This is a genomic window from Mycobacterium sp. AT1, from assembly GCF_002043095.1.
GTDB lineage: Bacteria > Actinomycetota > Actinomycetes > Mycobacteriales > Mycobacteriaceae > Mycobacterium.
Map to the genome: position 1 here is coordinate 101,675 of NZ_MVOC01000035.1, position 12,535 is coordinate 114,209.

Sequence of the window (12,535 nt, forward strand, 5' to 3'; positions counted from 1 at the left end):
GGGCGACGCGTTGATCGGCAATTACGCGGCGAGCACCGCATCCAGCGCGGAGTAGAACAGCCCCAACCCGTCGTCGGACGGACCGGTCAGCGCCTCGGTGGCGTGCTCGGGGTGCGGCATGAGGCCGACGACCCGGCCGTTGGCCGAGCTGATGCCGGCGATGTTGCGCAGCGATCCGTTGAGGTTCTCGCGGTAGCGGAAGACGACGCGGTCCTCGCCCTCCAACTCGTCGAGCACGTCTTCGGACGCCACGAAGCGGCCTTCGCCGGACTTCAGCGGCACCAGCAGGTCGGCGCCCTTCTCGTAGCGGGTGGTCCACGCCGACGACGTCGACGCCACCTCCAGCCACACGTCGCGGCACACGAAGTGCAGACCGGCGTTGCGGGTCAGTGCACCTGGCAGCAGTCCGGCCTCGCAGAGCACCTGAAAGCCGTTGCAAATGCCGAGGACCGGCATGCCCCGACCTGCTGCCGCGACGACTTCACCCATCACGGGCGCGAACTTGGCGATCGCACCGCAGCGCAGGTAGTCACCGTAGGAGAACCCGCCGGGCACCACGACGGCGTCGACGCCCTTGAGGTCGGCGTCGGCGTGCCACAGGTTGACCGACTCCGCCCCGGCCAGACGCACGGCACGGGCGGCGTCGACGTCGTCGAGCGTCCCGGGGAACGTGACGACGCCAACCCTGGCGGTCACCCTTCCTCCCGGGTCACGGTCCAGTCTTCGATGACGGTGTTGGCGAGCAGCGACTCGGCGATTTCGGACAACGTCTCATCACTCACGCTGTCGTCGACCTCCAACTCGAATCGCTTGCCCTGCCTGACATCTGAGACGCCTGACACGCCGAGGCGGCCCAAGGCTCCGACGATCGCCTGACCCTGAGGGTCGAGGATCACCGTTTTGGGCATCACGTGCACTACGACGCGGGCCACGCGCGGCTCCTGTCCTGAGAAGTTGATTGCTCGGGGCTCACTCTACCGGGACGTATCGGGCCACAATGGAGCCATGCAACTGACACACTTCGGCCACTCCTGCCTGCTAGCGAGCTTTCGCGAGGGCGACTCCGAAACCACCGTTCTGTTCGACCCGGGCACCTTCTCCCACGGCTTCGAGGGAGTCACGGGGCTCTCGGCCATCCTCGTCACCCATCAACACCCCGATCACGTCGACGTAGAGCGTCTACCTGCACTGTTGGACGCCAACCCGCAGGCCGCTCTGTACGCCGACCCCATGACGGCGGCCCAACTCGGCGACGCCTGGCAGGCGGTCAACGCCGGCGACGCGTTCACCGTCGGCCACCTCGCGGTCCGCGGTGTCGGCGGCACTCACGCGGTCATCCACCCCGAGATCCCGGTGATCGACAACGTGTCGTACCTCATCGGCGACGAAGGGCATGCCGCCCGGCTGATGCACCCCGGCGACGCTCTCTATGCGCCCGGTGAGCCCGTCGAGGTGTTGGCCACCCCGGCTGCGGCGCCCTGGATGAAGATCTCCGAGGCGGTGGACTACCTGCGAGCGGTCGCCCCGACGCGGGCCGTGCCGATCCACCAGGCGGTGGTGGCCAAGGAAGCCCGCGGCGTCTACTACGGGCGCCTGTCGGAGATGACCGACACCGACTTCAGGGTCTTGGATGAGGAGAACGGGACGGAGATTTAGTGGGGCGAGCGAAGCGACGGGAGAATGTCGTGGGGCGAGCGAAGCGACGGCTGACGTTCACGGGTCACATCGCCGGCTTCGGGACGGGCGCTGGCGTCAGAATGGTGGTCGGGTCGTGGCTGGAATCCCCGTTCGGCCGCTTCGCCGACGTGATGGTGGAGTCCGCCGACGGGCACCGCACCTTGCTGGCACCGTCCGAGGAGATCGCCGAATTCGTCTCGGACACATACACCTTCGACTCAACCGAGATCGGCCCCGTCACCGTGGACCACGTGGCAGGCGCCCTTTCGGTCGCGGCGCCGGGACTCGTCCTGGCGGGCAGGTTGGGTGGCCCCGCACCGTTCGACCGATTACTCCGGTTGGTGCCGGGCCGGCTCGCCACGGCACCGGCGTGGCTGCGGGTCGTCGATCCCGTCGCGTCCCGCCTTATTCCGGGGGTGCGCACGTACGGTTCGGCGGGCAACGGCCGCCGGGAGTACTACGGCGTCCGCCGAAGCAGACGAATAATACTGGTGGACGGCATCTTTCGCGGTGTCGACCTCGGCGGGCTCGCACCGCTGGACCCGCCCGTCCGGTTCGGCTTCTCCTCGGCGCCGAAGACCCCTCAGATGGTGTCGGTGACGACGACCATCGAGCTGCCCGCTCGCTAACCGTTGTCGCGCACGGCAGCCCGGCCAGCGGCCCGGCCGGAGAACACGCAGCCGCCGAGGAAGGTGCCCTCCAGCGACCGGTAGCCGTGCACTCCGCCACCCCCAAAGCCAGCCGCCTCGCCCGCGGCGTACAACCCGTCGAACGCCGCGCCGTCGGCCTTGAGCACCCGTGAGTCGAGGTCGGTCTCCAACCCGCCCAACGACTTTCGCGTCAGGATGTGCAACTTGACCGCGATCAGCGGACCCGCCTTCGGATCGGTGATCCGGTGGGGCGCCACGACCCGGCTCACCCGGTCGGGTAGGTAGTTGCGGGCGCCGCGGATCGCGGTGATCTGGCTGTCCTTGGTGTACCGATTGGCGACTTCGCGGTCGCGAGCGGTGACCTCCGCCTCCACGACGTCGTAGTCGAGGCGTTCGACGTCGGGGACGTCGTTCATCTTGCCGACGAGGTCACGCAGCGTCGTCGCCGAGACGAAGTCGACGCCGCGGTCGACGAACCTCTGCACGGGCGCCGGGGCGCCGGGCCTGACGCGGGAGAGCACCTGCCGAATGCTGCGCCCGGTCAGGTCGGGATTTTGCTCCTGCCCCGAGAGCCCGAACTCCTTTTCGATGATGCGCGCGTTGAGGACGAACCACGTGTAGTCGTGGCCGGTCTTCGCGATGTACTCGAGCGTGCCGAGGGTGTCGAAGCCCGGATAGAGCGGGGCGGGAAGGCGCCGGCCCGTCGCGTCGAGCCACATCGAGGACGGTCCCGGCAGAATCCGGATGCCGTGGCTGGCCCAGATCGGGTCGTAGTTGGTGATGCCCTCGGTGTAATGCCACATCCGGTCACGGTTGATCAGGTTGCCCCCGGCGGACTCGGTGATGCCGAGCATCCTGCCGTCGACGTGGGCGGGGACGCCGCTCAGGAGTTGACTGGGTACCCGGCCCATCCTCGCCGGCCAATTCTTGCGGACCAGATCGTGGTTGCCGCCGATGCCTCCGCTGGCCACGATGACGGCAGGCGCCCGAAATTCGAATTCACCGACAACGTTTCGTGACGATGCGACACCACGGGCCGCGCTCGACGGTTCCAGCACCGCGCCGCGCACCCCGGTGACCGCACCGGCGTCGACGATCAGTTCGTCGACGCGATGCCGGTGGGCGAATCGCACCCGCGAACCCGCCGCCAGCAGTCGTCGGGCGAAGACGTCGACGATGGCTGGGCCCGTGCCCCAGGCGATGTGGAAGCGGGGCACCGAATTGCCATGCCCGCGAGCGTCGTAGCCGCCCCGCTCGGCCCAGCCGACGAGCGCGAAGGTCTTCAAGCCGCGCTCGCGCAGCCAGCTGTGCTTCTCCCCCGCAGCGAAGTCGACGTAGGCGTGTGCCCACTGCCGCGGCCAGTGATCCTCTGGGCGGTCGAATCCCGCCGTGCCAAGCCAATCCTGCAGCGCCAGCTCGTGGCTGTCGCGGATGCCCAGCCGCCGCTGTTCGGGGCTGTCGACGTAGAAGAGCCCGCCGAACGACCAGAAGGCTTGTCCGCCGAGGTTGGCGGCGTTCTCCTGGTCGACGATCAGGACCGTGCGTCCCTTGTCCAGCACTTCGCAGGCGGCGACCAGACCGGCGAGACCGGCTCCGACCACGATGACGTCAACATCGGCCATGAGGCCACGTTAGCCGCCTCGAGTCAGGCGGCGTCCGTCACGTCCGTCAGCACCGGTTTTGGCGCCCAGCGGTACACCGCGGGCACGCATCGGTGCAGGAGGGCGAGGTCTACCGCGTCAAGCATCGCCTGGCGCGGGCCGGGTCGGCGCAGCTGCCCGGCGGACACGGCGACGCGGACGGTGCCGTCGCGGCGGGCGGTGCGCTCGGCGGAGAGCACCAGCGTCCGGCACCACCACGTTTCGGTGAGGAAGCCCTCCCCGATCCCGACGACCCTGGCCCTCGACGTCGTCCCACGGACCAGGTCGGTGATGCCGCCAAGCTCGGCGACAAGACGAAACCCGTTGCGGGGCAGGGCGACGAGAGTTCCTTGCGAACACGTCCAGCCCGGCGCGGCGAACAGCCTGGTCCGAAGTCCGAGGTGCTCGAGGACGCGGTCGGCACCCATCAGCCGCAGGTTGGCCTCGTGCGCCTGCAGACTGGCGAACTCACCTCGACGCTTCTTGGTGGCGGCCTCGTCGTAGCCGTGCAGGACGACGGCGTCGCCCTCTGCGCGACGCCGCGTCAGCCACTCCACGGTGTGGGCGTCCCGGTCGAGCCGGTAGCCGCCCTTCCGACGGGGTGCTACGAGGAACGACGCAGGCACGTTCCGCGCGGCGAGCTCGTCGCGAAACGCCTGGGCGTCGGTCAGCGTGCGGTCGGTAATCCCGGAGATCGAGACGATGAGTTCTCCAGCCACGCATCGCAGTATCGCAACGTCAGGTGTGCAGAAGGTGTCGTCCGCGTGCGTGGGAGTTGACGTCTTGGGGTTACCGCGGCAGCACGGCCTCGATGGCGCTGATCACCTCGGGGGCGTCGGGCTCGGTTCGCGGCCGGAAGCGGTTGACGATCTCGCCACCCGGCGCAAGGAGGAACTTCTCGAAGTTCCACTGCACGTCACCCGCTTCGCCTTCGGCGTCCGCCGCCTTGGTCAGCTCTGCATACAGCGGGTGCCGGTCGGCCCCGTTCACGTCGACCTTCGCCAGCAGCGGGAACGTCACACCGTAGGTGGTGGAGCAGAACTTCCGGATCTCTTCTGCGGTGCCCGGTTCCTGCCCCATGAACTGGTTGCAGGGCACCCCGAGCACGGTCAGCCCGCGGTCGCCGTAGTCCTTGGCCAGCTGTTCCAACGCGGTGTACTGCGGCGTCAGACCGCACTTGGAGGCGACGTTCACGACGAGCACTGGTCCGTCGGCCAATTCGGCCAGTGACGTCGGCGTGCCGTCGAGGGTGGTCAGCGAGATGTCGGTGAGGCTCATGGGCGTGACGCTACCGGCTGGGCGCCGTGGTGGTCCCGGTCGGCCGTCGCGAGCACCCAGGCGTACATGAACGCCGCTTCCTTCCAGCGTTCGTAGCGTCCGCTGATCCCGCCGTGCCCGGCGCTCATCTCGGTCTTCAACAGCACCGGGTGGGCATCGGTCTTGCTGTGCCGCAGCGCCGCAACCCATTTCGCTGGCTCGACGTAGTACACCCTGGTGTCGTTGAGCGAGGTCATGGCCAGGATCGCCGGATAGTCCTTGGCCTCCACGTTCTCGTACGGCGAGTAGGACTTCATGTAGCGGTAGACCTCTTCACTCGCCAGTGGGTTGCCCCACTCGTCCCACTCGGTAACCGTCAGCGGCAGTGAGGGATCGAGGATCGTGGTGAGCGCGTCGACGAACGGCACCTGGGCGAGGATGCCAGCGAACAGCTCCGGAGCCATGTTCGCCACCGCACCCATCAGCAGGCCGCCGGCGCTGCCGCCCATCGCCACCAGGTTCTCGGGCCGGGTGACGTCGGTGCCCACCAGATGTGCTCCAGCGGCTACGAAGTCGACGAAGGTATTCTTCTTCTCGAGCATCTTGCCGTGCTCATACCACGGCCGGCCCATCTCGCCGCCACCCCGGACGTGGGCGATCGCGAACACCACGCCCCGGTCGAGCAAGGACAGGCGTGCGATCGAGAACCGCGGGTCCTCGCAGGACTCGTAGGCGCCATAGCCGTAGAGCAACGTCGGGGCCGGAAACGTCAGGCCCACACGGTGAATGACCGACAGCGGGATCCGCGTCCCGTCGGGGGCGAGTGCCCAGTCCCGCCGTTCCACGTACTCCTCGGGCCGATAGTCGCCGAGGACCGTCTGTTCGCGCAGCAGGGTCCGTTCACCGGTCGCCAGGTCGACGTCGTAGACGCGCACCGGAACGATGAACGAGGTGGTCCCCACCCGCAGCACGGGCGCCGACCAGTTCGGATTGCCCGACAGGCCAGACGACGTCAGCTCCGTCTCGAAGGTGATCTCCTCGGGCGCACCGTAGGTGCCGTCTTCGGCGATGCGCCACAACTGAATTCGCGGCAGCGCGTCGCTTCGGTAGCTGACGACGAGGTGGCGGTCGAACGCGTCGACGGCGTCGAGGCGGACGTCGGCGCGGTGTTCGATGAGCGTGTGGAACGCCGACGGATCGCTGACCGGCGCCTCCACCAGCATGAAGTTCTCGGCGCCGTCGTTGTGCAGGATCAGGAAGCGGTCCTCGCCACCGACGACGGCGTGCTCGACCGAGTACTCGACGCCGTCGCGCCGCGGCAGGATCGAGACGAACTCGGCCTCTCCGTCGGCGGCGTCGCCGTAGAACACCTCGGAGGTCACCGAGCTACCGGCGGCGATGAACACGTACTTGTCGCTGCGACTGCGGCCCACGGCGACCCAGAACCGCTCGTCGGGCTCGTGGAAGACCTTGGAGGCCGGCACGCCGGCTCCGAGGCGGTGACGCCAGATGGTGTCCGGGCGCCACGCGTCGTCGAGCGTCGAGTAGTAGACGGTGTGGTTGTCGGCGGCCCACGTCGCTCCCGCGCCGATGCCCTCGATCACGTCGTCGTACAACTCTCCGGTGCGCAAGTCCTTGAAGCGCAGGGTGTATCGCTCGTCGCCGACGACGTCGACCGAAAAGGCGAGCGTGTGACCGTCGACGCTGATCGACGCCGCGCCGAGTGAGAAGAAGTCGTGGCCCTCGGCTTCGACGTTCTCGTCGAGGAGTACCTGCTCCCCTGGTACGGGCTCGTTCTCGTCGAGTTGCGGTGGCGTCCAGTCCCCGAGATCGGCGACTGGGCAACGGCAGTGGATGCCGTACTGCTTGCCCTCGACGCTGCGCCCGTAGTACCACCACTCGCCGCGGCGGGTCGGCACCGACAGGTCGGTTTCCTTGGTGCGGGCCTTGATCTCGTCGAAGATCTTCTGCCGCAACGACTCCAAGTGGTCGGTCTGCTCGTCGGCGTAGGTGTTCTCGGCCTCCAGGTAGGCGATCACCTCGGGGTCGGACTTGTCCCGCAGCCACTCGTAGTTGTCGACGAAGACGTCGCCGTGATGCTCGCGGCGGTGCTCGACGCGCTTGGCAATCGGCGGTGTGCCGGTCATTTGGCTCCGATCCAGTCTGCGAACTTCAATCCGGAAATGCGTTCGTACGCGTCGATGTAACGCGCCCTGGTGGCGTCGACGATGTCGGGCGGCAGTGCCGGAGGTGGGGTGTCGCCGCCGCGATCCCAACCGGAGTCGGGCCCGGTCAGCCAGTTACGGACGAACTGCTTGTCGAAGCTGGCTTGGACGACACCTTCCTCATACGAGTCGGCCCTCCAGTAGCGCGACGAGTCGGGGGTGAAGACTTCGTCCGCCAGCACCATCTGCCCGTCCTCGTCGACCCCGAACTCGAACTTGGTGTCGGCGATGATGATGCCCTTGCTCAGGGCGTGCTCGGCGGCTTCGCGGTAGATGTTCAGCGTCAGGTCGCGCAATTGGGCGGCGCGCTCGGCGCCGACCACCTCGACGATCGCCTCGAAGCTGACGTTCTCGTCGTGGCTGCCCAGCTCGGCCTTGGTGGCGGGAGTGAACAGCGGCTCGGCGAACTTGCTGGCCTCCGTCAGCCCCTCGGGGAGTGCGATACCGCAGACCGCACCGGTCGCGCGGTAGTCGACGATGCCGGACCCGGTGAGGTAGCCGCGGGCCACACACTCGACCGGCATCATCTCCAGCTGCTTCACCACGAGCGCACGGCCAAGCACCTCGGCCGGAATCCGCTCGTCGTCGGGCGGACCCGCCAGGTGGTTGGGGGTGTCAAGGAAGTCGAAGTAGAAGACGCTCATCGCGGTGAGGATGCGGCCCTTGTCGGGGATCTCGCTGTCGAGGATGAAGTCGTAGGCGGAGATGCGATCGCTCGCGACGAACAGCAGATGATCGGCGTCGATGCGATACAACTCGCGAACCTTGCCGCTGGCCAGGTGTTGGTAGTCGGTCAGAGCTGGGCGCATCGGCCAAGACTATCGGTCCATCTGTGCTGGGATCACACCCATGAGCTCTCGCTACGTGCCGTACGCCACCACCCCCGGCCGGCTGCTCGCCCAGTTGACCAGCGACGCCGTCGTCGTCGTGTGGACCATCGTGTGGGTGCTGGTCGGGCTGGCCGTGCACTCCGCGGTGAGTTCGATAGCCGCGGTGGGCCGCCAACTCAACGACGGCGCCACCGGGGTCTCGGACAACCTGAACTCCGCGGGCGACAGCACCGACGACGTCCCGCTGATCGGTGAGGCGCTGAGCAAGCCGCTGCGGGCCGCCAGTCGGGCGGCGTTGGACATCGCCGGCGCAGGCCACAGTCTCGACAGCACCGCGACCTGGTTGGCCGTCGTGCTAGGTCTGGCGGTCGCGGCGCCGCCAATCCTCTTCGTGGCGCTGCCGTGGCTGGTGCTGCGCATCCGGTTCTTCCGCCGCAAGTGGACGGCGCTGACCCTGGCCGCCACACCCGCCGGTGAGCAGTTGTTGGCGCTGCGCGCGTTGGCCAATCGCCCGCTCGCCAAGCTCGCGGCGGTCAGCATCGATCCCGTCGGCGCCTGGCGCCGCGACGACGCGATCGCGATCAGGGGCCTGGCGAACCTCGAGCTGCGGTCCTCGGGCATCCGCCGCAAGTAGCCCCCCCCCCCCGGAGATTTGTGTGCGATTTGTTGCGCTGACCGCTCCTGAAAGCACGCAAGTCGCAAGTGGAACCCGGCGCTACCCGCCGCCGTCCAAGATGACGTGATAGATGACCTCCTCCGGCGACACGATGGCGTCGTGACGCTCGCCCAAGCCAGCGCAGCCGGGCTGAGCCGGCATGCCGTAAATCGCCGAGTGCGGTCCGGTCGATGGCGTCGGTGTTCGCCCGGCGTCTTCTTCGTCGACGACCGGACATTCAGTGACGCAGCACGTGTACGGGCCGCCGTCTGGGGTCACGGCTCCGACGCTGCTGCAAGCGGCCTTGCCGCGGCGTGGTGGCACGGCGTCACGCAGTTTGCACCCGACGTAGTTGAAGTGACCGTGCCGAGGTCTGCACATCGTGTCGATCGTGAAGGCGTCCGTACGCGACGCCGCGACCTCGCGCCGATGGACGTCGTCGAGCGCGATGGTCTACGCGTTACTACTTTGCCTCTGACCGTCGTGGAGGCCGCAACCCGCCGCGGCGGCGGACCGAAACTGCTCGATCGAGCACTCCAGCGACATACACAGTTGCCCGCGCTGTGGTCGGCTCACCTACGCAACAAGGGCAGACATGGTTCGCCGGCCGCACGTCGACTCCTGCAGGCAGCAGATGACGGCGCCCGGTCGGAGGCAGAGCGCACGCTGGTGCGACTCCTACGAACGTCGGGGATCACCGGCTGGACAGTCAACCGTCAGATTGCTGGTTATGAGGTCGACATCCTCTTTCGGGACGAAAGGGTGGTCATCGAAATCGACGGCTTTGCCTTTCACAGCGACGCCGACACGTTTCAACGCGACCGGAGCAGGCAGAACGCGATTGCGCTGGCGGGCTATCAGGTCCTCCGGTTTACCTGGCTGGACCTCGTCGAGTACCCGGAACGCGTGCTCGCCGAGATCCGCCGCGCGATTCGTGGTGGTTGAGGAGCGGTCACCGCTCCTTTGCAACCCCAAATCGCGCGGGGAGGGAGCGGATGCCGGTGTGCCGGTTGCTCCGCGTCCACTCGACGGGCCCCGCCAACGACACAGATGCGAACCTGCTCAACAGCTCCTCGAACAGCACCCGCAACTCCAGACGCGCGAGGTGCGCACCAAGGCAGTAGTGCACACCCTGCCCAAAGCCCAAGTGTGGGTTCGGCGTTCGCGTCACGTCGAAGACATCCGCGTCGGCGAAGACCAACTCGTCACGGTTCGCCGAGCCCTCCCAGACCTGCACCTTCTGCCCGGCCTCCACCTCGAACCCGCCGAGCAGCACGTCGCGCGTCGCCGTCCGCCGCTTGGACGGCGACGGCGAGGTCCACCGCACCATCTCCTCGACCGCCGTCGGCAGCAGATCCGGCGAGGAACGCAACAGCTGCATCTGGTCGGGATGGTCGATCAACGCCAGCAGCCCGCCCGCGACCGCGTTGCGCGTGGTCTCTGCGCCTGCACTGAACAGCAGACTGAAGAACAGGTACAGCTCGAGTTCGCTGAGACCGCAGGCCTCGTCGTTGGCCACGACCGACAGCATGTCGTCGGTCGGATTGGCCCGCTTGGCGGCGACCAACTCGGCGCCGTAGGCGTACATCCGCGCCCCGTCGTCGGCACTCGCCGTGCGACCCAGGTCGAATTGCGGCTCGATGGCGTGAAACAGCCAATGCCGTTCGGACTCCGGGACTCCCAGCAGAATGCAGATCATCTGCATCGGAAGTTCCGCGGCCACGTCGACCAGGAAGTCGAAGGGCCGGCCCGGCTCCACGTCGTCGAGCAACCGTCGGGCGCGGGACCGAAGGTCGTCCTCCACGCGTCCGATCATCCGTGGGGTCAGCCCGGAGCTCACCAGCCGCCGGATCTGCGCATGCCGCGGATCGTCCATCATGTTCAGCACCTGACCGGCGATTGGCAGGTCCTGCAGCAGGGTGCCGCCATAGGGCCGGGCGCCACCCGTCTCCGACGAAAACATCACCGGATCACGAAGCACCGCAAGGCTTTCCGCATGCGTCGCCACCGACCAGAAGCCCTCGCCGTCGGGGGTGTGCTCGGTCGGTTCGTGCCAGTACACCGGGGCGTCGCGGCGGTGCACCGCGAACAACTCGTGCGGGAAGCCCGCCGCGAAGTTGTCCAGGTCGGTGAAGTCCACCGCCGCCAAGCTCACAGGATGGCGTCCGAGGTGTACGCCGCCGCCTCGGGATATCTGCTCACCAGCTCCTCGACCGCGGCCGAGACCGCGTCGGCCTGCGCGCCCGCCGCGCCGGTGAACGCGGCCTTGTCCGCCAGCGCCGCATCCAGTGCCGCGCGGTCCAGCGGCAGCCTCGGGTCGGCGGCCAACCGGTCGAGAAGGTCTGGCTCCGTACCGTGTTCGCGCATCGCCAGCGCCACGGCGACAGCGTGCTCCTTGATGACCTCGTGCGCCGTCTCGCGCCCGACGCCTGCCCGGACGGCAGCAATCAGGATGCGGGTGGTCGCCAGGAACGGCAGATAGCGGTCGAGCTCGCGCTGGATGACGGCAGGGTAGGCGCCGAATTCGTCGAGCACGGTCAGGAACGTCTCGATCTGACCGTCGAGCGCGAAGAACGCGTCGGGCAGGGCGACGCGTCGCACCACCGAGCAGAACACGTCGCCTTCGTTCCACTGCGCGCCTGCGAGTTCGGCGGCCATCGACGCGTAACCCCGCAGCACCACCTGCAGACCGTTGACCCGTTCGCAGGACCGGCTGTTCATCTTGTGTGGCATCGCCGACGAGCCGACCTGCCCTGGCGCGAAACCCTCGGTGACGAGTTCGTTGCCCGCCATCAGCCGGATGGTGTGCGCCAGCGACGACGGCCCCGCTCCGAGTTGCACCAGCGCGGAGAGCACGTCGTGATCGAGTGAGCGCGGATAGATCTGCCCGACGCTGGTGAAAACGTCGGTGAAGCCCAAGAAGTCGGCGACGAGGCGCTCCAATGCGGCCAGTCGCGTGGTGTCGCCGTCGAACAGGTCGAGCATGTCCTGAGCGGTGCCCATCGGCCCCTTGATGCCTCGCAGTGGGTAGCGGTCGATCAGCTCGGTGAGCCGGGTCAGCGCGATCAGCATCTCCTCGGCGGCCGAGGCGAACCGCTTGCCGAGCGTCGTCGCCTGTGCCGCGACGTTGTGCGAACGCCCCGCCATCACGAGATCGCGGTACAGCTCCGCGCGCTCGGCCAGCCGCGCGACGACCGCAACGCCGTGCGCGTGGACGAGCTGCAGCGAGCGTCGGATCTGAAGCTGCTCGACGTTCTCGGTGAGGTCGCGGCTCGTCATGCCCTTGTGCACGTGCTCGTGCCCGGCGAGGGCGTTGAACTCCTCGATGCGTGCCTTCACGTCGTGTCGCGTGACGCGTTCGCGTTCGTTGATGGAGGCCAGGTCGACCTGATCGAGTACCCGCTCGTAGTCGGCGATGACGCCGTCGGGCACCGAGACGCCCAGCTCGGCTTGCGCGCGAAGGACGGCGATCCACAGTCGCCGTTCCTCGACGATCTTGGCTTCTGGCGACCAGATCGCCACCATCTCCGCGCTGGCGTAGCGCGTGGCCAGGACATTCGGAATCGTCACGGATACACAGCTTACGACCCGGCTGAGGCAA

At 67.8% G+C, this 12,535-nt stretch carries 13 protein-coding genes; 4 read left to right on the top strand and 9 right to left on the bottom strand.

Annotation, left to right across the window (positions count from 1 at the left end; all coding sequences use genetic code 11):
• Positions 1-21: 21 nt before the first annotated feature.
• Positions 22-696 (bottom strand): phosphoribosylformylglycinamidine synthase subunit PurQ, encoded by a 675-nt coding sequence (gene purQ / locus B1790_RS16350; RefSeq protein WP_079924323.1) that lies wholly within the window; start codon positions 694-696, stop codon positions 22-24.
• Complete coding sequence (gene purS / locus B1790_RS16355; protein WP_056560322.1) at positions 693-932, bottom strand: phosphoribosylformylglycinamidine synthase subunit PurS; 240 nt, start codon at positions 930-932, stop codon at positions 693-695. Before purS ends, purQ begins: the two co-directional genes overlap by 4 nt.
• Positions 933-1,005: 73 nt before the next feature.
• Here purS and B1790_RS16360 point away from each other — a divergent pair, with 73 nt between their 5' ends.
• Positions 1,006-1,656: an MBL fold metallo-hydrolase gene (locus B1790_RS16360; protein WP_079924324.1), complete on the top strand. Its 651-nt coding sequence runs from the start codon at positions 1,006-1,008 to the stop codon at positions 1,654-1,656.
• 29 nt (positions 1,657-1,685) lie between these two features.
• Positions 1,686-2,306, top strand: a complete 621-nt coding sequence (locus B1790_RS16365; RefSeq protein ID WP_233165153.1) for a hypothetical protein — start codon at positions 1,686-1,688, stop codon at positions 2,304-2,306.
• Here B1790_RS16365 and B1790_RS16370 read toward each other — a convergent pair.
• From B1790_RS16370 to B1790_RS16390, 5 genes are all read right to left on the bottom strand, one after another.
• Positions 2,303-3,949, bottom strand: a complete 1,647-nt coding sequence (locus B1790_RS16370; RefSeq protein ID WP_079924325.1) for an FAD-binding dehydrogenase — start codon at positions 3,947-3,949, stop codon at positions 2,303-2,305. The genes B1790_RS16365 and B1790_RS16370 overlap by 4 nt on opposite strands.
• 23 nt (positions 3,950-3,972) lie before the next feature.
• Positions 3,973-4,686, bottom strand: a complete 714-nt coding sequence (locus B1790_RS16375) for a DUF2334 domain-containing protein (RefSeq protein ID WP_079924326.1) — start codon at positions 4,684-4,686, stop codon at positions 3,973-3,975.
• A gap of 70 nt (positions 4,687-4,756) precedes the next feature.
• The gene (locus B1790_RS16380; protein WP_079924327.1) at positions 4,757-5,245 is read right to left on the bottom strand and encodes a glutathione peroxidase; all 489 of its coding nucleotides are present in this window, start codon (positions 5,243-5,245) and stop codon (positions 4,757-4,759) included.
• The gene (locus tag B1790_RS16385) at positions 5,242-7,371 is read right to left on the bottom strand and encodes a S9 family peptidase (protein ID WP_079924328.1); all 2,130 of its coding nucleotides are present in this window, start codon (positions 7,369-7,371) and stop codon (positions 5,242-5,244) included. Before B1790_RS16385 ends, B1790_RS16380 begins: the two co-directional genes overlap by 4 nt.
• On the bottom strand, positions 7,368-8,258 hold the full coding sequence (locus B1790_RS16390) for a phosphoribosylaminoimidazolesuccinocarboxamide synthase (protein WP_079924329.1): 891 nt from the start codon (positions 8,256-8,258) through the stop codon (positions 7,368-7,370). Before B1790_RS16390 ends, B1790_RS16385 begins: the two co-directional genes overlap by 4 nt.
• Before the next feature lie 40 nt (positions 8,259-8,298).
• Here B1790_RS16390 and B1790_RS16395 point away from each other — a divergent pair, with 40 nt between their 5' ends.
• Together B1790_RS16395 and B1790_RS16400 are read left to right on the top strand one after the other, a co-directional pair.
• Positions 8,299-8,913 (top strand): hypothetical protein, encoded by a 615-nt coding sequence (locus B1790_RS16395; RefSeq protein WP_079924330.1) that lies wholly within the window; start codon positions 8,299-8,301, stop codon positions 8,911-8,913.
• A gap of 105 nt (positions 8,914-9,018) precedes the next feature.
• A complete protein-coding gene (locus tag B1790_RS16400; protein ID WP_079924331.1) occupies positions 9,019-9,879 on the top strand; it encodes a DUF559 domain-containing protein in 861 nt (286 codons plus the stop codon).
• 7 nt (positions 9,880-9,886) lie between these two features.
• Here B1790_RS16400 and B1790_RS16405 read toward each other — a convergent pair whose 3' ends face one another.
• Both B1790_RS16405 and purB read right to left on the bottom strand, forming a co-directional pair.
• Positions 9,887-11,089: a cytochrome P450 gene (locus tag B1790_RS16405; RefSeq protein WP_079924332.1), complete on the bottom strand. Its 1,203-nt coding sequence runs from the start codon at positions 11,087-11,089 to the stop codon at positions 9,887-9,889.
• Complete coding sequence (gene purB, locus B1790_RS16410) at positions 11,086-12,504, bottom strand: adenylosuccinate lyase (protein WP_079924333.1); 1,419 nt, start codon at positions 12,502-12,504, stop codon at positions 11,086-11,088. Before purB ends, B1790_RS16405 begins: the two co-directional genes overlap by 4 nt.
• Positions 12,505-12,535: the final 31 nt, after the last annotated feature.

Coding starts and splice junctions, on each gene's coding strand:
- B1790_RS16360 (WP_079924324.1), top strand. CDS start 1,006: ATGCAACTGACACACTTCGGCCACTCCTGCCTGCTAGCGAGCTTTCGC.
- B1790_RS16390 (WP_079924329.1), bottom strand. CDS start 8,258: ATGCGCCCAGCTCTGACCGACTACCAACACCTGGCCAGCGGCAAGGTT.
- B1790_RS16385 (WP_079924328.1), bottom strand. CDS start 7,371: ATGACCGGCACACCGCCGATTGCCAAGCGCGTCGAGCACCGCCGCGAG.
- B1790_RS16395 (WP_079924330.1), top strand. CDS start 8,299: ATGAGCTCTCGCTACGTGCCGTACGCCACCACCCCCGGCCGGCTGCTC.
- B1790_RS16380 (WP_079924327.1), bottom strand. CDS start 5,245: ATGAGCCTCACCGACATCTCGCTGACCACCCTCGACGGCACGCCGACG.
- B1790_RS16370 (WP_079924325.1), bottom strand. CDS start 3,949: ATGGCCGATGTTGACGTCATCGTGGTCGGAGCCGGTCTCGCCGGTCTG.